The organism is Gordonia jacobaea (assembly GCF_001186365.1).
GTDB classification, from domain to species: Bacteria; Actinomycetota; Actinomycetes; order Mycobacteriales; family Mycobacteriaceae; genus Gordonia; species Gordonia jacobaea.
The window spans coordinates 89,370-114,734 of record NZ_LDTZ01000021.1 but is presented as its reverse complement, the minus strand read 5'-3'; the positions used below and the strand labels follow the sequence as shown (position 1 = coordinate 114,734).

The window sequence follows — 25,365 nt, the reverse complement described above, 5'->3', positions numbered from 1 at the left end:
ACCAGGGGGTTGAGATGAGCACCAACGCATCCCGCGGAACACCGCATCACACGTCACACGACGGCGCAGCTCCGAACGGAGTGACCCGACGCGGGTTCCTCGGCGCCTCCGCGGGAGCCGTCGGAGCGGGCGTGGTCGGGATCGCCATGACAGGCGCGCTCGGAGCCGGAACGGCAACGGCCGCACCGTCGTCGGGCTACCTGGTGGGGGCGGGCAAGGGTGATCTCACAGGCGCCATCGCGGGCCAGGGAATGATGGGATACTCCGACCTCAGCCAGGTGGCCACCGGTCTGTTGCAACGCGTGTGGGCGCGCGCCTACATCATCGCCGACACCGCGTCGGGTAAGCGAATCGTCTTCGTCAACGCCGATCTTGCCTGCGTGTTCGAGTCCCACCACGTCGGCGTGATGAACGAATTGCGCCAGCGCTTCGGCAACCTCTACACCGAGGAGAACGTCAATCTCAACGCCACCCACAATCACAACTCGTGCGGCGGAACGGCCTGGGACTACGCGTATGTCCTTGCCGCACTCGGACATCGGGAGAACTCTTACCGCGCAGAGGTAGCCGGTCTCGTCGACGCAATCGTGGCGGCCCACCACTCACTGGCGCCGGGAACCCTCGAACTCGGGCATTCCGAGTTGCACGACGCCAGCGCCAACCGCTCACTGCAGGCGTTCGTCAACAATCCAACCCCCGATCGTCGACACTTTCCCGAGCACATCGATCCGCAGGTCACCTCGCTGCGAATTCGTCAGGGCGGCAACGTGATCGGCGAGATCACCTGGTTTGCCACACACGGCACGTCGCTGACCGACGCCAACACGTTGATCTCGGTCGACAACAAGGGCTACGCGTCGTACCTCGCCGAGCAGAACAACCCCGACGTCGTCGCATCGTTCCCGCAGACCAACGCCGGCGACATGACTCCGAATCTCGCTGTGCGCAAACTGCATCCGTCCGGACCGACCGAAGACCACCGCGCCAACTGCACCATCATCGGTCAGCGGCAGTTCAAAGCCGGCCAGCGGGCATTCGCCTCGGCGCGTTCGCTGTCCGGCGGACTGTCGTATGCGTACCGGTTTCTGAACCTCTCCGACATCGCGATCGACGGCGCGTACACGCCAGACGGCCGTCCCGCGCGCACGAGTCCCGCGATCATGGGTGCGGCCGCCGCGGCGACGAGCACCGAGGACAACACACGCAGCCAGCTCTCGTTTCTCAAGGAGGGCACCGTACTCCCCTTCGCGGCAGCACTCGGAGCGACGTCGAAAGTCACTCCGCCGGAATGGGTTCAGCAGGTCCAGGCGCCGAAGCTACCACTGTTCCCCCTGGGCTACATGCCGCCGCACCCGTGGATTCAGCAGGTTCTGCCGATCCAACTGATCCGCATCGGCGATCTGATACTCGCGGCAGCACCGGCCGAGTTCACCATCACCGCGGGACTGCGTGTGCGTCGGATCGTGGCGGCCGCATTCTCACTGCCTCTGGAAAACGTTCTGCTACAGGGATACTCGAACGGCTACAGCCAGTACGTCACCACTCCCGAGGAGTACCTATCTCAGCAGTACGAGGGCGGCGAAACTCTCTTCGGGCGATACACACTGTGCGCGTACATGCAGGAATTCGACAAGCTCGCACGCGAAATGGCAGCCGGGAAGTCATCGTCACGCGGCCCCAAGCCACCGGATCAGCGCGGCCCCCAACCCGATCTGCTGACCCCGGTACCCGCCGACACCCCCATCAGCGGTCGACGCTTCGGCGACGTCGTGCGTGGACCAAAGACTTCGTATCGGTCTGGTGACACCGTGTCGGTCGAGTTCTGCGGCGCGCACCCCTCGAACAAGGTGCACAGGGTGCTGCCGGGAAGCAGCGCAGCCAAGGATGGCTACTTCGTCGTCGAACGGTACGAGTCGGGTCGCTGGGTCGCGGCCGCCGACGACAACACCTGGGGCACCGAGCTCACCTGGAAGCGGCCGTCGGGCAGTTCGACGGCGTCGAGCGTGACCATCAGTTGGACGACCGGCCCGGGAGTCTCGGGGCGTCACCGCATCCGGTACTTCGGCGACGTCAAGCACACCAATGGCGCGCTGTCGTCGTTCGTCGGGACGAGTCCCGCCTTCGACGTGAAGTGATGCCGGTCCCGACAGGCCGAACCGTCGAACCTGTGGTTGTGTTGTGCGCGTGAATGCCCCCGACGTGACAAGCCCCGGCACCGCAGCGAATCCTGGCACCTCAGCACAGCGTCGTATCCATCGGGGACGCATCATGCACATCGCAGGCTCGCCGACGGTCTCGGACGCCGACTCAGCGCTCGTCGACATCCCCGATGGTGCGCTGGCCATCACCGCCGATGGGCTGATCGACTTCTGCGGCCCCTTCGACGAACTGCCCGCGCAGCCCGGCGATGTCGTCGTCGACCATGGCGGCGCCTTCCTGCTGCCGGGATTCGTCGACGCCCATGTGCACTTTCCGCAGACCTACGAGCTCGACGCGTACGGCGGCGGCCAGCTGCTGGAATGGCTGAACAACTGCATCTTTCCCGCGGAGTCGCGACTGGCCGACCCGGTGTTCGCCCGCACGATCGCGCGCGACTTCACCCGCGCCAGGATCGCCGCGGGCACCACAGCCGCGATGGTGTTCGGTTCGGCCTTCCCCGTGGCACAGGACGAACTATTCGAGGCGACACAGCGCGCCGGACTGCGCATCGTCAGCGGTCGCGGCATCCAGACCCAGGGTCCGGATTCGGCTGCCCCGCTGATGACCTCGGAGGCCGACGCGATCGCATTGACCACCGCCGAGATCGATCGGTGGCACGCGGCCGACACCGGAGACCCCGACACCGCTCGACTGCTCACCGCGATCGTGCCCCGCTTCACACTGTCGGTGACAACGCAGACCCTCGCGGCGCTCGGTGAGCTCTACGCGCAGGTGCGCGACCGCGGCGTCTACATCCACACACACCTCAACGAGAACAACCGGCCCGGCACCGGCGAGGTCGACCTGGTCAAGCAACTCTTCGACGTGGAGTGCTATCTCGACACCTACGACGGCAAGTTTCTCCCGGGTTCGGCCGTCGGCGGCGAAAGCCTGCTCGGCAGGCGCACCATTCTTGCCCACTGCGTGCACTGCACCGACGCCGAACTGGCTCGGATGGCGGAGACCGGCACGTCGATCGCGCACTGCCCGACGTCCCAGTTGTTCCTCGGCTCCGGCACCATGCCGTGGAACCGCACCGTCGATGCGGGGGTGACCATCGCGCTGGGCAGCGACTGCGGAGGTGGCGACGAGTGGCTGATCTCGAAGGTTGCCGGTGACGCCTACAAGGTGCACATCTCCGAAGCGGGCGAGGCGAGCGTTGCCATGCATCCGGCCCAGATGCTGTTCAGCGGAACCCTCGCGGGCGCACGCGCTCTCGACGCCGAATCACGCTTCGGCAACTTCGACGTCGGCAAGGAAGCCGACTTCCTGGTGATCGACCCGCAGCGATGGCCGCCGCTGGAACGGATGCTGCGCAACGGAGTTCGCGACGACGACCCGCAAAGAGCGCGCGACCAAACACTTTTCGCGCTCCTGATGGGCATGCGCGAACCGGCGATCGCCGAGGTCTACGTCGGCGGCGACAAGGTCGACTTCGGCGCGGTGTGAGCGCTACCGCAACCCGACGCAGTAGCTCGACAACTCAGTGGCTCAGATCGGGTGGCCGTCCCATTCGTGGTCGTGCATGAAGCCCTCGGCCAGGCCGACGTGGTAGCGACGGCAGTCGCGCAGAATCGACGCGTAGGCGACCGGCAGCATGACCCCGGGCTTCATGTCGCCGCGCTCGAAGATCACGTCCTCGTACGAGCGGAAGTCCTTCCAGAACTGGCGCATCGACCGCCCCTGGCGTGATGCCTTCGTCCAGCCGTAGAGCAGCATGCCGAGTCCGATCATGCGGTCGACGTCGGAGTCGGGAACGATGAGGTCGTCGTTGTGGCCGAAGAACGCCGCGGGTACGTCGTTGTGGGGGCGGAACATCATGATCCCGCTCGTCGATCGGGGGTTGCACTCGATGCAGTAGAGGCTGCCGTCGGCACCCTCGATGAAGTCGAATCCGGCCTGGCCGGTAAACCTCTGCGCCGCAACAAATTCGGTGATCCAGTCCAGGATCGGTTGATGTTCGATCGAACTGAACGACAGGCACGAACTGCCGCCGATCGCGTAGCTGACGGGGTAGGTCGCGTGTGCGTTGACCTTGCCGTCGCGACAGACCGAGTAGGTGCAGTACCGCTTGCCTTCCATCCACTCCTGGGCAAGCCACGGATTCGTCGGATCGTATTCGACCCAGTCGAGGTTCTCGCCGGGAGTGATCTTGTGCACTTTCTGCGACCCGCGCGAATAGCACTGCTTGAGCGCGAACGGGACGTCGAAGTCGAGCGCTGCGGCGTCGTCGGGTCCTTCGACGACGGCGAACTTCAGCGTGGGAATGCCCAGTGAGACCAATTCACGCTGGAAGTCGTACTTGTTGTGCAGCTTGTTCTCGGTGTCGAAATCGGACAAAAACACCTCGCACTCCGCAGGGAACAGTCCGACCATCATCGACAAGATGTCGGTTTCCTCGTGGATGGGAATGACCATGTCGACTTTTTCGTCGACGACGATTCGAGCGAGTTCGCGGCAGTAGTCGCGGGGCTCGAACTTCGGTGGAGGCACCTTGTGAAATGCGTCGACCGAGTTGGAGAAGCGGCTGACACCGATCGGGATGCTGTCGACGACGGTCACCCGATGACCCGCCGCCGACATCAGCCTCGCCAGGTTCAGCGTGAGGAAAGAGCGGCCGAAGGTGATCAGTACGTGCTTCTTCGGGGATGTCGCCACATCGCGAGTCTAGTCAGTGGTCGGCGTCCGCCCGAGGCGGGCGGGGACGGCCTGAGACGGGCGGCGACGGGATTGTCGGTACCTCGGTGAATACTGAGAGTGGAATAATAACTCGCTTGCCGACCGTTGACCGATGAGTTGTGGTTGTAGGGGGAGTCTTCATTGCACGACCACTAGGGCCGGACGATTCCTCGGCTCCCGTCCACCGGGGCCGACTCCGATGGACCGGGTGGATAACACGAATAGACGACGAATAGCAGAGAGGCGGGTCGCATGTTCCTCATAGGCGTCATCGCGGCGAGCCTCGCCGCGGTGGCTTACGGGATGTCGACGGTGCTGCGCGCCCTCGGGGCTCGTCGTGCCGCGCAGATCGACCGTGATGAGGGCATCGAGACCACCAATGCCGCCGGGGGTCCGACGCTTCGCTCGACAGCGTCGACCTTCGTCGACCCGGCGTTCATCCTGGGAACGGTGCTGGTGACCGTCGGTTTCGCCGGCGGCGCCGTCGCGGCGCGCTACCTGCCGCTGTTCTTGTCGCAGACGATCGTCTCGGCCAACCTGGTGATCACCGCACTGCTCGGCACCATCATGCTCAACATCGCGCTGCATACACGCGACTGGATCGCCATCTGGCTCGTGGTGTTCTCGCTGTGCCTTCTCGGCATGTCGTCGTCGCATCAGACAGGTGATTCCGGCGACCACTCATTCCATTGGCTGCTGTTCTTCGCCACCATCGTCTTGAGCGGGCTGGCGTTGCTGTCGGTGTACCGACTCGGCCGACACGGAGCGATCGCGGGCGGTGCTGCCGCAGGCCTGCTGTTCGGTGTCATCGCCATCGCGGTGCGCATCCTCGACGGCATCCACCCGTTCGACCCCGTGCGACTGCTCCTCGATCCCGCAGCATGGACCATCGCGATCGCGGGTGCCGTCGGTTTCTTCGTGCAGACCGTCGCGCTACAGCTCGGCGCTGTCAACGGCGTCACCGCGGTGCTCGTTGTCGGCGAAACGGCAGGTCCGAGCCTCATCGGCGTCATGTTCCTCGGCGATCAAGCCAAGCCTGGCCTTGGATGGCTCGCTCTGGTCGGCTTCCTCGGAGCTGTCGTCGGCGCCGTACTGGTCGCCTGGTACGGCTCCGGAGATCCCGACCACTTCGGTGAGGCACCCCCGATGAAAGGCGGGTGGCGTCGCGGACGTGAAGACGATGAGTTCGACGACTACGACGACAGCGAATTCGAGAGCGGGCAATTCGAGAGCGGGGAGCTGCGCTCCGATATGACCGCTTCCGACGAGATCGACTCCTTCGGATTCGCGCCCGCCGACTTCGACGACGATGACGACGACGAGGGCCGCAGCAGTAATGGGAGTCGCAGCGGTAATGAAAGTCGCAACGTTGGTGAGGAGCACGGCCGCGCTGAGGACCACGGTGTTGCCGACTCGTCGTCGAGGTCGGACATCGACTTCACCGACGCCGACCTCGACGACCGGCAGCCCTCACGCCGCTACTCGTGCTGATCGCTGCCCTCGACCTCTAGTCCGTCTTCTCCTTGACCTTCTCCTTGACCCGCGGCGGCCCGCACGGCGGCGCGGAGGTTGCGTATGGCGCCGAGTCGCCACGCGGTGACAAACCAAGTGACCGTCACGAACGGCGCGATGATCAGCATCGACCACAGGTAGCTGTTGTTGGGCATGACGTCTGAGATCACCTGCGCTCGTGGCACGCCGTCGATGTCGGCAGGCAGCCACGCCTCGAGGATGTTGCGCGTGAGCTTGACCGGCGCGAACGGACCGGCGCTCGATGCGAGATAGAACGAGATCAGCACGATCAGCAATGACCCGAGCCACCCGATGACTTTGACCTGCGAGCCCAGGATCTCCGCAGATGTCCTGATCGACTCGGCGGCGAAGCCCAACATCAGCACCAGCAGCAGACACGCGACCTGCGCGGAGAGCAGTTCCTCTATCACCGAGGATTCATCGTCGCTCGACGCCATATTCGGCAATCCGATTGCCAACGAGATCAATCCCGAAATCAACGCGACGAGCGTCACCGAACTGGCCGCGCCCTCGATCCGGCCGAATGAGCCGCGCAGCGCACCCTCGGTCGCTGCGCTCGCCACTTTCGGACTGACGTCGTAGACGACCAGCACGACGAGTCCGGAGATCAGCGCGCTCAGCAGCCACGCAACCGTCGTAGTGCACACGGCCGCGAGCGCGAAGGAGCCGATCAGCGGTCCGAACAAGCTGTCGGCGTTCTCTGACAAACGTGTCCCGACGAGCGGCAGGACTCCGACGATCGCGATGACGAGTCCGCCGGCGAGAAGTGGACCGGAGAACTCCGTTATCTCGACGGCGTCGAGGTCGGGGTCGGGGTCGCGACCACGGATGACCTGCCATTCGGCGGTCGTCAGTTGTCGCAGGCCGCTTCCCCACCGCGTGCGGTCGCTCTCGGCGCCGGGCCGTGTGTTGCCCACGTCCAACAGGTTAAGGACTGACCGCCCGTTGTTGCGTGAGGATCGCCGCGATGTCGGCGCGGTCGGTCACGTCGAGCTTCACGCAGGCACGGTAGATGTGCCCCTCGACTGTGCGCACGGAGACCACGAGGCGCTCGGCGATCTGCTTGTTCGAGAGTCCTGCGGCCACCAGGTTGGCGATCTCCCGTTCGCGCGTGGTGAGCGGCAACGGTTGTGCCGCACGCACCAAAGCGGGTGTCCGCAGACCGCCGCACGACGCCGAGATGCGGTCGGCCATCGCCGCCGACGCGACCGTCGCCGAACGGTGTGAAGCGTTGTCGTGCAGCACACTTGCCTGCGCGGCCGAGTCGGCCGCCGAGAGCAGGTAGCCCAGCTTCTCGAAATCGGCGGCACACAGATCGAGTTCGACGCCGTCGCCATCGGCACTGGCCCGCGCGTGGCGTGCATAGAGGCCGACGAGCGGCCCGTCGACGACGCCGCTGAGTTCGGCGAGCCTGTCCGCAACCGTTGTATCGCCGAAACGTGCAGCGGTGTGCAGTGATTCGGCTTCGACGGCGAACTGCCCTGCCTCACGCGCCTGCTGCGCCGCGTCATTCGCGAGGGCGATCGCGGTGGTGATCATCCCCGCGGACGCGGCCTGCCAGGCGGCAGCGACACCGAGCATCGGCCCGAACACCGCGACCTGCCTGCCGTAGTGCTCGCCTGCTCGGGCGAGCGCGATGTCGGCTTCGTCGGCCAATCCCATTGCCGACAGTGACTCGATGAGGAACAGGTAGGCCGGGAAGTTCCAGGTTGCCGAGTATTCGTCGGTGTCGAGCGTCGCGAGGGTCTGTTCGATGCGTCGTGTGACGGCGGTGCACCTGCCGCGCGCGAGGTCGACAGCGGCAACGAGTTCTCCCGCCATCGCCCAACCGAGGTACTGCGCGGTGTCGGCGAAGGTGGCGTACCGCTGTGCCGCGACCTGCGCCTCATCGAGATGGCCGGTGAGCGTGAGTGACAGTACCTCGCCGATGCCTGCCGGAAAGCGCAGCATCCCATCGGTTTTCGCCTCGGCGTCACGTGCCTGGGCAGCAAGGGGCGCGACGTCGTCGCCATGTCCCTGTAGCGCGCGGGCGAGCATGCCGCCGAACGCCGCCCACTCGACTGCCCAGGGCAGCGGAGACGACGCCGCGAGCACATCGTCGGAAAGCTCGACCGCGCGTGCGAGATCGTTCTCGAAAAGTGCACATGCCGACCCGATCGCGTCGACGATCGGCGTGAGCAAGGGTTCGGTGACGCACGCACGCACTTCATCGAGCAACTCGTCGGCGCGTTTCGAATCGCCCATGGCCCAGAACATGTTTCCGACGCGCAGGACGCCGATGCGGGTGGCTCTGACCTCACCGAGATCGGCGAGCCGGTACTGCGCGAGTAACTGCTCCGCCTGATCCGGCCGGGCCTGCCACATCAACGCGCGGGCCAGCAGCTCTGCCTCATCCGGGCCACCCCCGTCGGCAATTGCCGCGCGCGCGAACCGCTCACCCATCGGAACCTGCGCCAAGTTGAGTGCGTCGCGGGCTGCCGAACCGAGCAGCGACGGGTCGATGGCACCGACGTCGCTTTCAAGTGCCAGGTCGGCGAGTCGAATTCGCGCCGCGGGAGTGTCTTTGGGCCGCGAGTCGAGTGCTCTGACGAGCGCACCGCGGAGTCGACGCGACGACGCGAGTCCGAGACCGTGCCGGATGACCTCTCCGAACAGGGGATGGTGAAAGGAGACGTTGAGGCTGCGGCCATCTCGGGCAATGCGGACGAGGCCGTCGATCTCGGCTTGTTCGACGGCCTCTTCGCTGGTGAGATCCGACAGCACATCGATGTCGAGAGGTTCGCACAGGCTCAGGTACTTCAGAGCGGCAAGGACATCGGGCTGCAGTTGTTCGACGCGGCCGGCGAGAAGCGAGGCGAGCTCGGAGGTGATCGCAGCGCGTCCGCGGAGCTGCCACACACCGTTGACCTGCCGCAGGGTGCGCGCTGCCCGTGCGCCCTCGACGAGATGTCGCAGAAACAGGGCGTTGCCGCCGGAGGCTTCCCACATACGGTCTGCGGAATGCTCCTCGAGTTGTCCGCCGAGGACGGACTCGATGAGATCGACGCTCTGCTCTTTGGTGAACGGCGACAACGTGATTCGGATGAGGTGGTTGTCTTTCCAGAGCGAGGTGACGGCGTCGGGCACGGCCTCACCGCTGCGCACGGTTGCGACGATCTGCACGGCTCGATCAATTGCGAGTTGATGGAGCAACGTCGCCGACAACTCGTCGAGGAGATGCGCGTCGTCGACGCCGATGATCGTATCGCCCTGTGCCAGAAGGCTTTCACGCGCCGCTGACAGATACGTCACCGGGTCGCTCGACACCGCGGGACCGACGAGATGCGCGAATACTCCGAGCGGTATCGATCGAGCCGACTCGGTACCCGCGACCCAGCGAACCCCCGTATCGGTACCCGATGTGACCAGCCGCGCCAACGTCGTCTTACCGACGCCCGAATCGCCTGTCAGCACCACCCCGCACACCGAACCGCCCGGATTCAGCGCAGACTGGATCGTGCGGAATTCCTGCTCCCGCTCGATCAGTGGCCACGTGCCCTGCATGGGTTTCGAGTCTAATCCTCGACCCGCAGCTCTCCGACTCCCACGAGAAAGGGCTGTCCCCTGAACGGACTACTCAACGCGTCTGGCTCCGGGTCCGGCTACCCGGCGTCGCGTCGATTCACCAGGAGCACACCGACAGCGAAGACGATCGCGGCGAAGATCCCGAAGTAGACCAGCGAGACCCACGAATTCCAGTGGTAGCCATCGCCGGGAAAGTCGCCGTCGAGGAATCGAGAGCCGTTGCGGAACGGGAGAAATGGCCCGATTCGACGTCCCACGACCGGCAGTGCCGCGGCAACGTTCTCGAGGACCAGCATCCACACCAGCACCACCGAGACCGCACCAGCGGTCTGTCGCACGATGGCACCGACACCGATCCCGACGACGACGCACAGCGCCGCCCAGACCGCGGTACCCCAGATCTGCCTGATCACGTGTTCGCTGCCGAGGTCGAGACCAGCCGAACCGTTCACCGCCTTCACGAGCAGAACGCTGCACAACGACAACGGCACGACGACGACAAACGTCAACGCGATGTACACCAATGCCTTCGCGCACAACACATTCTGGCGACGAGGGGTCGCCAGGAACGACGTACGGATGGTGCCGAAGCGGAACTCGGTGGTCACGCCGAGTACCGCCATGATCATCAAGATGACGACTCCGAAGAAATTCACCCCGATCAGATAGACCGACGCCGCGCTGCTCTGGTCGACCGATCCGTCGGTCCCGGCTCCCTCGGGTTGGTCGGCGATCGCGCCAGCACCGCGAGTCACGAGCGCGATCAGTCCCGCGATACCGAGACCGAGTACGACGACCGCCGCTATGCACCACCACGGCGCACGGGTACTGGTCAGCTTGATCCGTTCGGACCGGACCACGCCCATCAGTGCTGCCCTCCCCGGTAGTCGATCGACTCGGCTGTGGCTGCCATGAAGACCTCTTCGAGCGACGGGGTGTCGGACACCAACTCGTGTAACCCGATTCCCGCAGCGGCCGCGACATCGCCGACCTGGTCGGTGGTGGCGTCTGCGACGGTGAGGTACACCCGGCCGTCCTGTCCGGCGACCGGGGTCACCGCCAACCCAGCGGCCTCGAGTGCCCGGTGGAGTTCCGCCGGTTGCGGGGTACGTACCCGGGCCACCGGGCGCGCCCGCGCGGTGAACTCCGAGATCGAGCAGTCGGCGATCAGCCTGCCCCGCCCGATGACGACCACGTGGTCGGCCGTCAGCGACATCTCGGTGAGCAGATGGCTCGACACGAACACCGTCCTGCCCTCCGCGGCCAGCGCCCGCATGAAGTTGCGGACCCAGACGATGCCTTCCGGGTCGAGTCCGTTGACCGGTTCGTCGAAGACGAGAGTGTGCGGATCGCCGAGCAGTGCGCCCGCGAGCCCGAGTCGCTGCGACATACCGAGCGAGAAACCGCCTGCCCGTTGGTCTGCGACGGACGTCAGGCCGACCATCTCGAGCACTTCGTCGACTCTGCCGACCGGGATGTCGTTGGTCGCGGCCATCCACCGCAGATGATTGCGCGCGCTCCGGTTGGGGTGCACCCACTTGGCGTCGAGCAGAGCGCCCACCTGACGCAGTGGATGGTCGAGTTCGCGATAGAGCCGACCCCCGACAGTTGCTGTTCCCGACGTCGGCCGGTCGAGGCCGAGGATCATGCGCATCGTCGTGGATTTCCCCGCCCCGTTGGGCCCGAGGAATCCGGTCACGCGCCCCGGCGCGACGGTGAAACTCAGGTGGTCGACGGCGGTCACGCCCCCGAAGGTCTTGGTCAGATCGGCCGCGGCAAGCATTGATTCGACCATAGCAATCGAGTTCTGCGCGCTGGTGATTTCGACTCGGCTGCTCGCTGGCCGAGCGCTATCCGCCGGTCGAGCTTGTCGAGACCACCGCTGGTGATTTCGACTCGGCAGCTCGCTACGCTCGCGGCCGGCTCAATCAGCGGAAAGGACCACCCGCCCCGGCGACGAGGCCTGCGCCCAGAAGCGCGTCGGGATGCGGCCCGCCCCGGCGGCGAGGCGGCCTGCGATCACCGCGTGGCGCATCGCATTCGCCATGCGTTCCGGGTCGTCGGCGCGGGTCACGGCCGACGCGAGCAGCACGCCGTCGCAACCGAGTTCCATTGCCCGCGCGGCGTCGCTTGCGGTCCCGATGCCGGCGTCGAGGATGATCGGCACCTGCGCCGATTCGACGATCATCTCGATGTTGTGGGGGTTGGAGATCCCGAGACCGGTTCCGATCGGCGACCCGAGCGGCATCACCGCGGCGACGCCAAGGTCGGCGAGTCGTGCCGCGAGCACCGGGTCGTCGTTGGTGTAGACGAGCACCGTGAAGCCGTCGTCGACGAGTCGTCGTGCGGCGTCGATGAGTTCGATGGGGTCGGGCAGCAGCGTGCGGTCGTCGGCGACCACCTCGAGTTTCACCCACGACGTCTCGACTGCCTCGCGTGCGAGTTGCGCCGTCAACACCGCCTCCGCGGCGGTGTGGCTCCCGGCGGTATTGGGTAACACGTCGATCTTCAAGCGCCGCAACAGATCCAGCACCCCGGTCGTCGATCCCGCGTCGATCCGCCGCATCGCCACGGTGGTCAGTTCGGTGCCCGAGGCGACCAGCGCGCGCTCGAGCACCGCGAGGTTCGCCGCCCCGCCGGTGCCCATGATGAGTCGGGAACCGAAGTGGCGGTCGGCAATTCGCAGTCCGCCCAGATCCTGTGTCGGCGTTTCGGTTTCCGCTGAGCTCATCTCAACCACCCTGCACAGCCGTGACGACCTCGACGACGGCGTCGGACGGAACAACCGTGTCCCATCGTCCACGCGGCACGACGGCCCCGTCGACGGCGACCGCGACGCCGCGGTCGGGCAATCCGAGACGTCGGACAAGCGCGTCGACGGTCGGCTGTGCGTCCCACTCGTGGCGCTCTCCGTTCACAGTGAAGCTCACCGTGCCTCCTCGTATCCGTACACGTCGTCTTCGTGACCGACCTCTTGCTGAACATCGTTGTGCTGCAGTATTTCCAGAACTCGCTGTGCGGTGTACGGCGCGAGGACGATCCCGTTGCGGCCATGGCCCGCCGCAACGACCACCCGCTCGTCGATACGACGGATCAGCGGTAGTCCGTCTGGCGAGCACGGCCGGTACCCCACACCGACTTCGGCGAGCGTGTAGCTCGCGAGTCCGGGCATCACCGTGAGCGCGTCGTCGAGCAGGTCGCGAACGCCCGCAACCTCTGCACCCGGCTCGTCGGATTCGTATTGTGTTGCGCCGACGACGATTCCGTCCGCGCGCGGAACCAGATACACCATCCGGCCGTCGACCCTGGCACGCACGACGTGACTCGGCGGCGGCACCGACCAGCGTGTGCGAGTCAGCCGCAGGATCTCGCCCTTCGCACGATGAATGCGCGCACCGGACCAGAGCTGCGGCACACCGGCCCCCGCGGCGAGAAGTACCTGTCGACCCGCCACAGCATCGAGATCGGTGATCGTGTCGTTCCGCAGGTGCGCGCCGGCATCCCGCAGCGCACCGCGCAGCCGGGCGAGCAGCAAGCGGTTGTCGACTGCCCCCTCGCCCGTCGCGAGAAATCCGCCGCGCAGTCTCGAGGTCAGCGCGCCCTCCAACTCGCGGATGTCGGCGGGGCCGATCGCTCGGATCTCACGCCCGGCACCGAGCGCGGGCGCCCACACCTTGTCGGCCAGGCGCGTGAGGTGTTCGAGATCGGTGGCGGTCGTCGCGACGAACAGCGAGTCGGCAGCTGTCGCGATCGTCTCGCCGGTGTCTCCTGCACCAGTGTCCTCTGCGCCGGAGCCCTCTCGGGAGCCGTCGCCGAGACGTGCCAGCAGCGTCGGCCACTGCGCAACCGACGCCGACGTCGCGGCGAGCAGTGCTTCTTCACCCGGCAGTCCCTCGCCGAGCGAACCGAGCATGCCGCCTGCGACGTGCGAGGCGCGCTGCTGTGGTCCGGCGTCGTGAACCACCACGCGCATGCCCGCGTCTGCCGCGGCGAGTGCACTGGTCAGTCCGATGACTCCGCCGCCGACGACAGCGAGGTCGGGGGTGTCGATTACAGCCGTCAACTTCTCGAGATCCTTCCTTCGCCGGCATGACCCGGATCAGGTACGACGGTCAGCGGGGGCGTCCCACACTCTCAGCCCGCCGATCCGCGGACTCCCGTGTCTTTCGAGTCCACCTTACTGCGACCCGTTTATCAGGCAGCGACCCAACCGCGCCGCAGGGCGCATGGCTACGCTGGCGATCGTGACAGCCCACCACGCACGCACCAAGCGACTGGAGTCCGCGACCCTCTATCTGTGCACCGACGCCCGGCGCGAGCACGGCGACCTTGCCGAGTTCGTCGACGCCGCGCTCGCAGGCGGCGTTGACATTGTTCAGTTGCGCGACAAGGGATCTGCGGGCGAGAAGCGCTTCGGAGCGCTCGAGGCCCGCGAGGAGTTGGAGATCCTTGCGGTGCTGCGCGAGATCACCCAGTCACGCAATGCACTGCTGGCCGTCAACGACCGCGCCGACATCGCGACGCTCGCAGGGGCAGACGTCCTGCACGTCGGCCAGGACGATCTTCCCCCTGCCGCGGCGCGTCGGATCGTCGGCAACGATGTGCTCATCGGCAAGTCGACCCACGATGTCGATCAGGCCGCAGCCGCCGAAGCAGATGCCGACGTCGACTATTTCTGTGTGGGTCCGTGCTGGCCGACGCCGACCAAGCCGGGGCGTCCGGCGCCCGGTCTCGACCTGGTGCGTGCGGTCGCGGCGAGCGAATCCGCCGAGAACCCGCGCCGCCGCAAGCCGTGGTTTGCGATCGGCGGCGTCGACGCCGAACGACTCCCGGAGGTCACCGAGGCGGGTGCGCGGCGGATCGTCGTCGTGCGTGCGATCACCGCGGCGTCCGATCCGTCCGAAGCGGCGTCGCGATTGCGCGCCGGGCTCGCCTGACGCACCCCTGGGAGTTGAGCCCAGGCAAAACCCGCTTGCGTCATGTGGGGTGGGCAGCGATAAAGTGAACGTCACCATGTTGTGCGCACCGAGCCTCCTCGTACCCCGCCGCAGCGGGGTCTAGAATCGACCGACCCCCCGCTGCGGGGTCGTCGTGCGCTCGTCGGTCATCGACTCTTTGACCGAAAAGACCTTCAACGATGCACAACCTTCACTTTTCCCAGCCATGCTGTGACAGCAATGGCGCAGATCCTCTCTGGCAGCGGACCGGCCACGCACTCCCCAACGGAATCCGTCAGGAGGCAGCTGGAATGACTTGGCAGCAGTTCGTCGACGAGTACACAACCAACGGTGCGATCCGCCTCGGCTCGTGGAGCGTCGCCCCAGCACCCGGCGACATGGTCGAATGCCGGGCAACTATCGCCTACGACGACCGGATCATGTCGATGACCGCGACGGCGGCCGGGCCGGTTGGCGCGATGACCTCGATCCTTCACGACCTGGGAGTCTCGGTGCAGATCGTCCGACTGCACCAGCGTCGGCTCGACGACCGAAACGTTTCGTTCCTGCTGTGCGAACACGATCGTCGGCAGTGCTGGGCGACGGGCGACGGCGATACCACCGCCGACGCGAACATCAACGCGCTGATCGCTGGGGCCAACCGACTGCTCGAGGGCAGCGACCTGCACGCCTGAGCTGTCTCGGGTCTCTCGGCGCAGGTCGTCTGACTCAGGTCGTCGAGTCCAGCGACGCGAGGCGCTCACGAAGTTGTGGCCACGCGCTGCCGAAGGCGGGATGCAGCGGCAGCGTCGCCACATGCGCCTCGGGAACCCAACGCAGTTCGGCCGATTCTCCATTGGCGGTCGTGATGACCGGACGCTGCGCGTCGGCGATGACCGTCGTGTAGGTCCATCCGCCGATGGTGCGGTGCGTGACCAACGCTGCCACGACCGACACGTCGCCGGGTGCGATGCCTGCTTCCTCGCCCGCTTCGCGGATCGCGGTGTCTACTGCCGTCTCGTGCGAGTCGCGTGCACCGCCGGGCAGACCCCAGGTGCCGCCCTGATGCGACCACGCCGCGCGGTGTTGGAGAAGTATCCCGACCTCACCGTCGGGAAGCGGTGCCCGCAGCAGAAGCCCGGCCGCGCCGTGCAGCCCCCAGTACCTCGCACCGTCGTCGAGAACCCAACCGTCACCGTCGCCGCGCACCGCGCCTCCTGCTCGTCCCCACGCCATGGAAATGATCTGGAAATACTCTCCGAAAGCCCCGTACCTCCAACTTAGGTGAACTCCGATCGCGGTGACACTCCCTCGCCGTCACCTCAGACTCGCACCCGTCATACCCCCGCGGCCCCGGCGTCTCGGACTAGGGTGGAAACGGACTCGACGTGGCGTGCGACATACCCAGAGAGAGCAGGTAACACCCGCTACAGACCGATGCAGAGGGGAGTGAGACGGTGACCGGCGATGCATCCCCCGTGCGGGCTGTGCTGACCCGCGCAGGGCGGACCGTACGCCCGGCAACGACGTCGCCTCCGCTTCGTGAGGTACTCAGTGATCGTCGTGAATTGGTTGCGTCGGCACGTGCGGCGGCGCAATCACCGTTCTCGTCGTTGCGGCACTATTCCAAGACGACGCCGGGGAAGCTGATCCTTCTGTGCTTCGTCGTCGCGGTCACCGCACTCGGAACCGGGTGGTACGCGTCGACGACGCTCAACAACCGAACACATCAGTTGCAGACGATGATCGACCGCTCCGAGCCGCTGTCGGAAGCAGCGCAGGTTCTCTACAGCTCGCTCTCGATCGCCGACGCCGCGGCCAACTCTGCGTTCATCTCCGGCGGGCCGGAGAACCCACAACTACGTCAGCGATACTCCGATGCCCTGGCAACGGCGTCGTCGTCTCTGCTGGTGACCGCGGGCAGCGATAGCGGTCCCGGCGCGGATGCGACCGCGCAGACCAGGGCACTCAACTCCGACCTCGAGGTACTCACGACGACCATCCCGGTCTACAGCGGGCTGGTCGAGACCGCGCGTACCAACAACCGGCTGGGCAATCCTGTCGGATCGGCGTACCTCGGTCAGGCGTCGGCGCTGATGCAGGACCGGATTCTGCCCGCGGCCCAGCGAGTGTACGAGCGGCGCGCGCTCGCCATTGCCGATCCCCAGAGCGCACTGACGACTCCGCCGTGGGGGGTCTACGCCGCGCTGCTGATCCTGGCGCTCCTCCTGATCGGAACGTCGCGCTATCTCGCTCGACGGACCCGACGCCGCTTCAACGTCGGGATCGTGGCGGCAATGGTCGCGATCATCGGCGGACTGATCTGGTTGCTCACGTCGGGATTGCTGTCGGTGGCGGCAACCAGTTCAGCCAAGGACGACGGTGCGACGCCGTTGCGTGAACTGACCGAGGCCCGCATCCTCACCCAGCAGGCACGCTCGGCGGAGACGCTGTCGTTGCTTCGACGCGGCGATCAGGCCGGGCTACAGGACACGTTCGAGCAGGCGACCACCCGGATCGGGATGGTGTTGGACAGCCTCGACGAGGCCGACGGGTCGTCGGGTTCGTTGAGCGGCGACCAGATCACGTCGCTGCGCGCCGCGCTCGACCAATGGAAGAAGACCGACGCGCAGGTACGCGACTCGATGACCTCCGGAGACTTCACCCAGGCACGGATCATGACGGTCGGTTCGTCGCCGCAGAGTTCGGAGACCAGCTACAACGCCGTCGACTCTGCCCTGGTGAACGCGATCACGACCACGCGGTCGTCGTTCCGCGACGACATCAACACCGCACAGCGAGTACTCGGCTTCACCGGTAACGGCATCCTCGCGCTGTCGATCTTCGCGACCGTCGCGCTGATCCTCGGGATGATCCCGCGTATCCGGGAGTACCGATGAATATCCCGACTCTGAATATCCCGACTCAACTCAACGCCACCGCTCAACACAGAACCTCGGTGAGGACCGCGATCGCGTTCGTCACGATCGCGCTCGCCACCGTGGTGCTCGCCGGGTGCGTCAGTTTTCCCGCACCCGAGTCGCCCGGGCCGAGTGCCACGGCGCAAGTACCCGAACCACTCGGGGCGCAGTTCGACGTCGCCAAGGAGGCGCCACCCAACTCGTCGTCGTGTGACGCCACGCAGAGCCTGCGCCCGGCGGCGCAACAACCCGAGCCCGCACAGATGCCGCCGGGAAGCACCATGGACGCCATTTTCCGACGCGGCAGGCTGATCGTCGGCACCGACATCGGCTCCAATCTGTTCAGTTTCCGCGATCCGATCACCGGCGACATCCAGGGATTCGACGTCGACCTCGCACACGAGATCTCCCGCGCGATCTTCAACGACCCCAACCGCATCGAGTTCCGGGTGTTGAGTTCGGGCGAACGCATGGACGCCCTGCGCAATCAAGAGGTCGACCTCGTCATCAAGACCATGAGCATCACATGCGACCGCCTGCGTGATATCAGCTTCTCGACCCCGTATTACATTGCATCGCAACGCATTCTGTCGCTACGCGGGTCGGGGATCACCGGGCCGGAGCAGCTTGCGGACAAGAGGGTGTGTGCCGCGCGCGGGACCACGTCGATCGGCCGCATGCAGCAGATAGAACCCCGTGCGAAGATGGTGACCACCACTACCTGGGCCGATTGCCTCGTCATGCTGCAGCAGTCGCAGGTCGACGCCGTGACCACCGACGACGCGGTTCTCGCCGGCCTGGCGACTCAGGATCCGTGGGCGCAGGTCGTCGGCCCGAGCCTCGGTCAGGAGAACTACGGAGTCGGCATACCCGTCGGACACGACGACATGGTGCGATTCGTCAACGGCACGATCGCCGAGATGCGCGCGTCCGGCAGATGGCAGGCGATGTACGACAAGTGGCTGTCCATCCTGGGCCCCGGGTACGGACCGCCCCAACCCACGTACCGCGATTGAGGCGACGCGACATGCCACGAAGTGACAAGCACAGCGCAACGCCGGCCGTGGAGGTCGAGCGTGACGCCACGACCGACGCCACCAACGGCAGCGCTGACCGGGCTGCCGATCTCGACGTCGGCACCCAGCGCGCAGACCTACCCGACCTCGACGTCGGGACCCAGCGTGCCGACCTGGCAGCACTCGACGTCGGGACCCAGCGGGCCGATTTCGCAGCGACGCAGGCGACACCGAGCATGGGGATGCGCGACGAGTCGACCGGCCCGGTCACCTCCGCGCGCGCCCTTGATCCCAACGAAGCGCTGGTCTCGGTCGGGCAGACGCGCAGACTCGTGCCGCGGCGACGGCCACGCGTGCACGACCGTCGACTCGGGTCGGGGCTGGTCGAACTGCCCAAGGTCACCGATACCGAGCCGCAGGATGCTGTGCTCGATTCTCCGGTCATCGCCGAGGGCAAGCGCAATTGCTGGCGCTGCGGACGTCCTGTCGGCCGCTCGTCCGGAGCCGGTGCGGGCGAACTGACCGGAGAGTGTCCCCACTGCGGCGCGCGCTACTCGTTCGTTCCGGGACTCGCGAAGGGCACGCTCGTCGCGGGCCAGTACGAGATCGCCGGGGCCATCGCCCACGGTGGACTCGGCTGGATCTACCTCGCGATCGACCGCAACGTCTCCGACCGACCCGTCGTCCTCAAGGGCTTGCTCAACTCGTCTGACTCCGAGGCGCAGCAGGTCGCACTGGCCGAGCGACAGTTCCTCGCTTCGGTGAACCACCCCGGCATCGTCAAGATCTACAACTTCGTCGAGCACGTCACCGACTTCGGCGAGCGGTTCGGCTACATCGTGATGGAGTACATCGGCGGTCGGACGCTCAAGCAGATCACCGGCGAGGGTGATGAGGGCGACGGGGACGGCTCCGACCATCTGCTGACCGTCGAGCAGGCAATCGCGTACATGCTCGAAGTGCTTCCCGCCGTCGGGTATCTGCATTCGGTCGGATTGGTCTACAACGACGTCAAACCCGACAACATCATGGTCGGCAGCGACGAGGTGAAGCTCATCGACCTCGGCGCCGTCTCGCCGGTCAACGGCTACGGACATCTCTACGGCACACCGGGTTTCCAGGCCCCGGAGATCGTGCAGACCGGACCACAGGTCGTCACGGACATCTACAGCATCGGACGCACCCTGGCTGCGCTGACCGTCGACATGCCGATGAAGGACGGGCGGTACGTCGACGGTCTCCCCGATCCCGACGACACCCCCGTGTTCCGCGACAACCCGTCGTTCTACAAGCTCTTGCAACGTGCGACGGCGCCCGATCCCGACGACCGCTTCTCCTCTGCGGAGGAGATGACGACACAGTTGCTCAACGTGCTGCGTGAGACCGTCGCCGTGCACACGGGTGTGCCACGGCCGTCGCTGTCGACGGTGTTCACGCCGCAGCGCTCGACGTTCGGCACCGAGTTGATGCTCGCCCCCGTCGATGGCTTCTTCGATCCCGACCTCGCAGCCTTCTACGATCCCGTCGACATGGCACGCGCACTGCCGGTCCCCCTCGTCGATCCCACCGATCCCGCTGCAGGACTGCTCAATTCGGCGGCACTGAGCGATCCGAGGCAGACACTCGATTCCATTCACGCGGCGCGGGCGGAGGGATTCCGTTCGCTGCTCGGACAACCGACGTCTGCGGCGCATCCGTCACTGGAGATCGACCTCGCCGAAGCGCGGGCGCACCTCGAACTCGACGACGTCGACACAGCACTCGAACTGCTCCGTGATGTGTCTGTGCAACACGGCGATTCGTGGCGCGTGCAGTGGTACATGGGAATCTGCTCGCTGATGAACGACGAGCCGGAACTGGCGTACGGCTGGTTCGATGCAGTGCTGCAGGCAATGCCGGGCGAGGTCGCCCCGAAGCTCGCGGTGGCGGGTACCGCCGAGCTCATCGGGCGCTGGCTCTCGGACGAGAACGAACCGTCCGAGGGCTCCATGGACCGCATCACCGACATGTATCACGTTGCGGCGCAGAACTATCACGACTTGTGGCTCACCGACCACAGCATCGTCACGGCAGCGTTCGGCATGGCACGCCTTGCCGTCGCCCGCGGTGATTACGACGCCGCGATCGAGCCCCTCGACGAGGTACCCGCGACGAGCCGCCATTTCAACACCGCTCGCGCGACGGCGGTCATCGCCCTCGTCCACGGACGAGACCCGTCGCAGTTGCGCAAGGATCAGCTCGTGGAGGCCGCCAAGCGGATGGAGGCCATGCCCGACAGCGAGCCCCGCAAGCAGCGCCTGAAACTGATCGTTCTCGGCACCGCGCTCGGCTGGGTGCACGGCCATCCCGACGAGGCGGGAGAACCCCCACTGCTCTTAGGGTTTCCGTTCACCGAGGAGGGCCTGCGCACCGGAACCGAGAAGTCGCTGCGCTACCTCGCGCGGCAGACGCGCACCAACCGCGACCACCGGTTCCTACTCGTCGACCTCGCGAACTACGTGCGGCCCTGGTCGCTGTTCTGAATTGAGCCGCTGTTCTAACTGGGTCGCTATTCCGGCTGCTCCCCGCGCGCCACGGCTGCTGCCTGGCGTGCGATGGCCAGTTCTTCGTTGGTCGGCACCACGAGCACGTCGATGGCGCTCGAGTCGGCCGAGATGCGTCGAGCCTGCTTGCCGCGCACGGAGTTTCGCTCGTCGTCGATGACGATTCCGTAGGTCTCCAGACCGGCCAGCGCGTCGCGACGCACGTTATCGGCGTTCTCGCCGACACCCGCGGTGAAGGTGATCGCGTCGACCTTGCCCAGCTCGATCATGTACGCCCCGATGTAGCGGCGCAGGCGGTGGATGTAGACCTTATACGCACGCTTGGCGTTCTCGTCGCCGTTGTCCATCCGCGAGGTGATGGTGCGAAAGTCGTTGTCGCCGCATAAACCCTTGAGTCCGGAGTTCTTGTTGAGCAGGGTGTCGAGTTGATCGTTGGAGAGCTTGGCGACGCGGCTCAGGTGCAGCAGTACGCCGGGGTCGATGTCGCCGCTTCGGGTGCCCATCACCAGACCCTCGAGCGGCGTCATGCCCATGCTGGTGTCGATCGGTTCGCCGTGTGCGATCGCCGACGCCGACGCACCGTTACCCAGGTGCAGGACGATCTGGTTCAGATCCGCGTAGTCGCGACCGAGGAACTCCGCGGCCTTGCCCGAGACATACTGATGGCTCGTGCCGTGAAAACCGTAGCGCCGCACGGCATGCAGGTGTGCGACACCGCGGTCGATGGCATAAGTCGCGGCCTCATCGGGCAGATCGTGGAAGAACGCGGTGTCGAAGACGGCGACCGACGGGACGTCGGGAAGCTTCTTGCGCGCCACCTCGATACCAGCGAGGTTCGCCTTGTTGTGCAGGGGTGCGAGGGTTGAGATCCGCGAGATCTCCGATACCACCTCGTCGGTGACGAGCGTCGGATGAAAGAAGCTGCGCCCGCCGTGCACGACGCGATGTCCGACGGCGCTCAATCCCGCTGTCGCCAGGTCGGTTCCCGACTGCGCGAACATCTCCGACGCCGCGTCGAGTGCAGCCGAGATGTCGTGGAGCGGCTCGGTGCGCGTCGACTTCTCGCCGTTCTGCTCGTGAGTGATCGACGACTCGTCCTCACCGATTCGCTCGGCTATCCCCTCGGCGATCACCTCTGCCGTATCCGGATGCAGTAGTTGATATTTCAACGACGACGACCCGGCGTTGAGGACCAGCACGGCGCCCTCGGTGGATGTACTCATCGGCCTGACTCCTGTGCGTCGATGTTCTGGGCCTGGATGGCGGTGATGGCGACGGTGTTGACGATGTCGGAGACCAGTGCGCCACGGGAGAGGTCGTTGATGGGGCGTCGAAGTCCCTGCAGCACAGGGCCGATCGCGACAGCACCCGCACTACGCTGCACAGCCTTGTAGGTGTTGTTACCGGTGTTGAGGTCGGGGAAGATCAGGACCGTCGCGCGGCCGGCAACCTCGGAGTCGGGCATCTTCGTCGCAGCGACGCTCGGTTCCACGGCGGCGTCGTACTGGATGGGACCCTCGACGGAGAGCTCCGGAGCTCGTTCCTGGACGAGATCGGTTGCGACGCGCACCTTGTCGACGTCGGCGCCGGTTCCCGAGCGACCCGTCGAGTACGAGAGCATCGCGACCCGCGGGGAGATACCGAACGCGGATGCCGTTGCGGCCGAGGAGATCGCGATGTCGGCGAGCTCTGTGGCGGTCGGATCAGGGACGATGGCACAGTCGCCGTAGGTGAGCACCTTGTCGGGTAGGCACATGAAGAACACGCTCGACACCGTCGAGACTCCGGGGACCGTCTTGATGATCTCGAACGCCGGTCGGATCGTGTGCGCGGTGGTATGCGCTGCGCCGGAGACCATTCCGTCGGCGCGTCCCGTGTGCACGAGCATCGTGCCGAAGTACGAGACGTCGCGCATCCGCTCCTGGGCGTGTTCGAAATCCATTCCCTTGTGCTTGCGGAGTTCTGCGTAGATGCGCGCGAATTCGTCTGTCAGCTCGGAGTTCGCCGGATCGATGAGTTCGACGCCGTCGAGATCGACCCCGAGCTCGTTCGCACGGGCGGTCACCGATTCCGGGTCGCCGAGGATGATCAGCTCCACGACTCCGCGCCGCAGCAATTGCCCTGCGGCACGCAGGATTCGGTCGTCGCTGCCCTCGGGAAGGACGATGCGCTTGAGATCCGACCGCGCACGGGTGATGAGCCCGTACTCGAACATCTGGGGGGTGACGACCTCCGACGGCTTGACGTCGAGCACCTTGATCAGTTCCTCGGGCTCCACGTACTGCTCCATGAGTCCGAGCGCCGCGTCGATCTTGCGTGCCGACCCGATCGCGATACGTCCGCGGGTGTCGGCGGCGATTCGTGCGGTGTCGTAGGTGCCCTGTTCACAGGTGATGACCGGAAGCTTGGACTTCAATCCGCTGACCAGGGCGTCGATCATCGGATGCGGTTTGAGACCGCCGTTGAGGATGATGCCGGTGAGTCGCGGAAAGCCTTGTGCGGCATTTGCATTCACCAACGAGAGCAGCACGTCGGAGCGATCGGCCGGGGTGATCACCACCATGCCCTCGGTGAGTCGTTCGAGGATGTGCTCCGCGGTCATGCCGCCGACCATCACCCGTAGCGCTTCGCGGTCGAGGAGTTCCGGGTCGCCGCTGTACATCTCGGCGCCCAACGACTTCTTGAGCTCGGCCATCGTCGGCGCGAAGAGCACGGGCAGTTCTGGCAGGCACCAGCACGGGACGTCGAGTTTGGCCAGTGCGGCGCCGATCTCGTCGATGTGCGCGGGATCGCAGCGGTTCGCGACTATGGCCGCAGTGGTCGCATGCATCGCTGCGATCTCGGTGCGCAGGTGTTCGGCGAGGTCGCGTATCTCGGTGGGTGTGCGGTCGAGTGCCTTGAGCGCCAAGATGATCGGAGCCGAGAGGTTGGCCGCGATGCGCGCGTTGTACGTGAGCTCCGACGGGTTACCGACGTCGGTGTAGTCCGAACCGACGATGACGACGGCGTCGCACTGTGATTCGACGGCGTGGAAGCGCGCGACGATGTCGGCGATGGAGCCGCTCGGGTCTGCGTGTACCTGGTCGTACGTGACGCCGATGGCGTCGTCGTAGCTGATGTCCGCAGAGGTGTGTTCGAGCAGGAGTTCGAGGAGGTAGTCACGCTCATTGTGTGCGGCCCGCGAGATGGGCCGGAACACGCCGACCCTGCCTCCGGTTGCCGTCAGCAGCGACAGCACACCGAGCGCCACCGCCGATTTTCCGGTCTCCGCTTCCGCGGACACGATATAGATCTTCGTTGCGCTCACAGCGTCGGGCGACATAGTGGTCAGCGTAGTTGGTGCCCCGACCGCGCGTCGCGGGTGAGGTGGCCCCGGTCAGGTCACGATTGCCCGAACGATCAGGTCGGCGATCTGCTCGTCGGTGAGGCTGCTGTCGGGAATCAGCATCAGCGAGTAGATGGTCCGGACCATGAACTCGGCGGCGCCACGCGCATCGGGGAACAGTTCGGCCTGCACCTGCGGTGCGACGTCGGGCAGCGTGGCGTCGACGATCTTCTCGATCAGGTCGGGTCCGTCATCGTCGTTGGTCGCGACCAGCGCGCGCACGATCTCCTCGGGCTCCTGACGGAGGACGTACTGCAGCGCCTCGTGCTCGCGGATGTGGGGCAGCACGCCGAGCACCTGTGCCCGCACCTTGCCCGCGGCGTCGGGTGCGGTGTCGGACCATTCGCGTAGTTTCACCCGCAGGAGCGCGATCTCGCGGTCGAGCATGGCAGCGACGAGAGCGTCACGTCCGCCGAACATGCGGTAGGCCGTCGCCCGAGCCACCCCCGCGTGACGGGCCACAGACGTCAGGCTGAGTGCCTTCGCACCGAAACGCGACACCAGCGCGACGCCCACATCCACAAGACGATCCGATTCCATGCTTGAGAAGTTAGCGAATCGGGCAGACGTCGGCGCAGGGTACCGGTC

Annotated in this window: 20 protein-coding genes; 8 read left to right on the top strand and 12 right to left on the bottom strand. The window is 65.9% G+C overall.

The features are described 5' to 3' along the window. Positions 1 to 14 precede the first annotated feature (14 nt). Both ABW18_RS18210 and ABW18_RS18205 read left to right on the top strand, forming a co-directional pair. Complete coding sequence (locus ABW18_RS18210; RefSeq protein WP_235434437.1) at positions 15 to 2,135, top strand: neutral/alkaline ceramidase; 2,121 nt, start codon at positions 15 to 17, stop codon at positions 2,133 to 2,135. Between the two features lie 115 nt (positions 2,136 to 2,250). Then, complete coding sequence (locus ABW18_RS18205; protein WP_268760687.1) at positions 2,251 to 3,648, top strand: amidohydrolase family protein; 1,398 nt, start codon at positions 2,251 to 2,253, stop codon at positions 3,646 to 3,648. 42 nt (positions 3,649 to 3,690) lie between these two features. Here the strand turns inward: ABW18_RS18205 and ABW18_RS18200 are convergent, their stop codons facing one another. Beyond that, complete coding sequence (locus ABW18_RS18200) at positions 3,691 to 4,857, bottom strand: ATP-grasp domain-containing protein (RefSeq protein ID WP_049700402.1); 1,167 nt, start codon at positions 4,855 to 4,857, stop codon at positions 3,691 to 3,693. A gap of 273 nt (positions 4,858 to 5,130) precedes the next feature. Here ABW18_RS18200 and ABW18_RS18195 point away from each other — a divergent pair, with 273 nt between their 5' ends. Then, on the top strand, positions 5,131 to 6,369 hold the full coding sequence (locus ABW18_RS18195) for a DMT family transporter (RefSeq protein ID WP_049700401.1): 1,239 nt from the start codon (positions 5,131 to 5,133) through the stop codon (positions 6,367 to 6,369). Here ABW18_RS18195 and ABW18_RS18190 read toward each other — a convergent pair. The 7 genes from ABW18_RS18190 to ABW18_RS18160 all read right to left on the bottom strand — a co-directional run bounded on the left by ABW18_RS18190 (position 6,357) and on the right by ABW18_RS18160 (position 14,038). After that, on the bottom strand, positions 6,357 to 7,328 hold the full coding sequence (locus ABW18_RS18190) for a hypothetical protein (RefSeq protein ID WP_049700400.1): 972 nt from the start codon (positions 7,326 to 7,328) through the stop codon (positions 6,357 to 6,359). The two genes, ABW18_RS18195 and ABW18_RS18190, sit on opposite strands and share 13 nt — an antisense overlap. 10 nt (positions 7,329 to 7,338) lie before the next feature. Then, positions 7,339 to 9,954 (bottom strand): helix-turn-helix transcriptional regulator, encoded by a 2,616-nt coding sequence (locus tag ABW18_RS18185; protein WP_049700399.1) that lies wholly within the window; start codon positions 9,952 to 9,954, stop codon positions 7,339 to 7,341. Positions 9,955 to 10,052: 98 nt separating this feature from the next. Continuing rightward, entirely contained in the window at positions 10,053 to 10,841 is a 789-nt protein-coding gene (locus ABW18_RS18180) for an ABC-2 transporter permease (protein ID WP_083444447.1), read from the bottom strand. Then, a complete protein-coding gene (locus ABW18_RS18175; RefSeq protein ID WP_049700476.1) occupies positions 10,841 to 11,758 on the bottom strand; it encodes an ABC transporter ATP-binding protein in 918 nt (305 codons plus the stop codon). Before ABW18_RS18175 ends, ABW18_RS18180 begins: the two co-directional genes overlap by 1 nt. 141 nt (positions 11,759 to 11,899) lie before the next feature. Beyond that, a complete protein-coding gene (gene thiG / locus ABW18_RS18170; RefSeq protein ID WP_049700398.1) occupies positions 11,900 to 12,706 on the bottom strand; it encodes a thiazole synthase in 807 nt (268 codons plus the stop codon). Between the two features lies 1 nt (position 12,707). Further along, entirely contained in the window at positions 12,708 to 12,905 is a 198-nt protein-coding gene (thiS, locus tag ABW18_RS18165; RefSeq protein ID WP_005209103.1) for a sulfur carrier protein ThiS, read from the bottom strand. After that, positions 12,902 to 14,038, bottom strand: coding sequence for an FAD-dependent oxidoreductase (locus ABW18_RS18160; protein ID WP_049700397.1), 1,137 nt, complete (start codon positions 14,036 to 14,038; stop codon positions 12,902 to 12,904). Before ABW18_RS18160 ends, thiS begins: the two co-directional genes overlap by 4 nt. Before the next feature lie 163 nt (positions 14,039 to 14,201). On the opposite strand from ABW18_RS18160, the gene thiE reads away from it, so the two are divergent. Further along, complete coding sequence (gene thiE / locus ABW18_RS18155; protein WP_049700396.1) at positions 14,202 to 14,912, top strand: thiamine phosphate synthase; 711 nt, start codon at positions 14,202 to 14,204, stop codon at positions 14,910 to 14,912. A gap of 311 nt (positions 14,913 to 15,223) precedes the next feature. Beyond that, positions 15,224 to 15,607: a hypothetical protein gene (locus ABW18_RS18150; RefSeq protein ID WP_049700395.1), complete on the top strand. Its 384-nt coding sequence runs from the start codon at positions 15,224 to 15,226 to the stop codon at positions 15,605 to 15,607. Between the two features lie 34 nt (positions 15,608 to 15,641). Here ABW18_RS18150 and ABW18_RS18145 read toward each other — a convergent pair whose 3' ends face one another. Continuing rightward, on the bottom strand, positions 15,642 to 16,121 hold the full coding sequence (locus ABW18_RS18145) for an NUDIX hydrolase (RefSeq protein ID WP_049700394.1): 480 nt from the start codon (positions 16,119 to 16,121) through the stop codon (positions 15,642 to 15,644). A gap of 248 nt (positions 16,122 to 16,369) precedes the next feature. Here ABW18_RS18145 and ABW18_RS18140 point away from each other — a divergent pair, with 248 nt between their 5' ends. From ABW18_RS18140 to ABW18_RS18130, 3 genes are read left to right on the top strand one after another with little or no spacing between them, the layout of a single operon-like run. Next, positions 16,370 to 17,812, top strand: a complete 1,443-nt coding sequence (locus tag ABW18_RS18140) for a hypothetical protein (protein WP_049700393.1) — start codon at positions 16,370 to 16,372, stop codon at positions 17,810 to 17,812. Continuing rightward, positions 17,809 to 18,849 (top strand): glutamate ABC transporter substrate-binding protein, encoded by a 1,041-nt coding sequence (locus tag ABW18_RS18135; protein ID WP_049700392.1) that lies wholly within the window; start codon positions 17,809 to 17,811, stop codon positions 18,847 to 18,849. Before ABW18_RS18140 ends, ABW18_RS18135 begins: the two co-directional genes overlap by 4 nt. 11 nt (positions 18,850 to 18,860) lie before the next feature. Beyond that, complete coding sequence (locus tag ABW18_RS18130) at positions 18,861 to 21,371, top strand: serine/threonine-protein kinase (protein WP_049700391.1); 2,511 nt, start codon at positions 18,861 to 18,863, stop codon at positions 21,369 to 21,371. A gap of 26 nt (positions 21,372 to 21,397) precedes the next feature. On the opposite strand, the gene ABW18_RS18125 is transcribed toward ABW18_RS18130, so the two are convergent. From ABW18_RS18125 to ABW18_RS18115, 3 genes are read right to left on the bottom strand one after another with little or no spacing between them, the layout of a single operon-like run. Further along, the gene (locus ABW18_RS18125; protein WP_049700390.1) at positions 21,398 to 22,615 is read right to left on the bottom strand and encodes an acetate kinase; all 1,218 of its coding nucleotides are present in this window, start codon (positions 22,613 to 22,615) and stop codon (positions 21,398 to 21,400) included. Continuing rightward, positions 22,612 to 24,714 (bottom strand): phosphate acetyltransferase, encoded by a 2,103-nt coding sequence (pta, locus tag ABW18_RS18120; protein WP_049700389.1) that lies wholly within the window; start codon positions 24,712 to 24,714, stop codon positions 22,612 to 22,614. The genes ABW18_RS18125 and pta overlap by 4 nt, the downstream gene beginning before the upstream one ends. Positions 24,715 to 24,768: 54 nt before the next feature. Further along, on the bottom strand, positions 24,769 to 25,317 hold the full coding sequence (locus ABW18_RS18115) for a TetR/AcrR family transcriptional regulator (protein ID WP_049700388.1): 549 nt from the start codon (positions 25,315 to 25,317) through the stop codon (positions 24,769 to 24,771). Between the last annotated feature and the right edge of the window lie 48 nt (positions 25,318 to 25,365).

What these genes read in the sequence shown, in the direction of transcription:
- ABW18_RS18175 (WP_049700476.1), bottom strand. Translation starts at nt 11,758, where the DNA reads ATGCTTGCCGCGGCCGATCTGACCAAGACCTTCGGGGGCGTGACCGCC.
- ABW18_RS18115 (WP_049700388.1), bottom strand. Translation starts at nt 25,317, where the DNA reads ATGGAATCGGATCGTCTTGTGGATGTGGGCGTCGCGCTGGTGTCGCGT.
- ABW18_RS18195 (WP_049700401.1), top strand. Translation starts at nt 5,131, where the DNA reads ATGTTCCTCATAGGCGTCATCGCGGCGAGCCTCGCCGCGGTGGCTTAC.
- ABW18_RS18180 (WP_083444447.1), bottom strand. Translation starts at nt 10,841, where the DNA reads ATGGGCGTGGTCCGGTCCGAACGGATCAAGCTGACCAGTACCCGTGCG.
- ABW18_RS18185 (WP_049700399.1), bottom strand. Translation starts at nt 9,954, where the DNA reads ATGCAGGGCACGTGGCCACTGATCGAGCGGGAGCAGGAATTCCGCACG.
- ABW18_RS18130 (WP_049700391.1), top strand. Translation starts at nt 18,861, where the DNA reads ATGCCACGAAGTGACAAGCACAGCGCAACGCCGGCCGTGGAGGTCGAG.
- ABW18_RS18210 (WP_235434437.1), top strand. Translation starts at nt 15, where the DNA reads ATGAGCACCAACGCATCCCGCGGAACACCGCATCACACGTCACACGAC.
- ABW18_RS18135 (WP_049700392.1), top strand. Translation starts at nt 17,809, where the DNA reads ATGAATATCCCGACTCTGAATATCCCGACTCAACTCAACGCCACCGCT.
- ABW18_RS18125 (WP_049700390.1), bottom strand. Translation starts at nt 22,615, where the DNA reads ATGAGTACATCCACCGAGGGCGCCGTGCTGGTCCTCAACGCCGGGTCG.
- pta (WP_049700389.1), bottom strand. Translation starts at nt 24,714, where the DNA reads ATGTCGCCCGACGCTGTGAGCGCAACGAAGATCTATATCGTGTCCGCG.
- thiE (WP_049700396.1), top strand. Translation starts at nt 14,202, where the DNA reads ATGGCTACGCTGGCGATCGTGACAGCCCACCACGCACGCACCAAGCGA.
- ABW18_RS18150 (WP_049700395.1), top strand. Translation starts at nt 15,224, where the DNA reads ATGACTTGGCAGCAGTTCGTCGACGAGTACACAACCAACGGTGCGATC.
- thiG (WP_049700398.1), bottom strand. Translation starts at nt 12,706, where the DNA reads ATGAGCTCAGCGGAAACCGAAACGCCGACACAGGATCTGGGCGGACTG.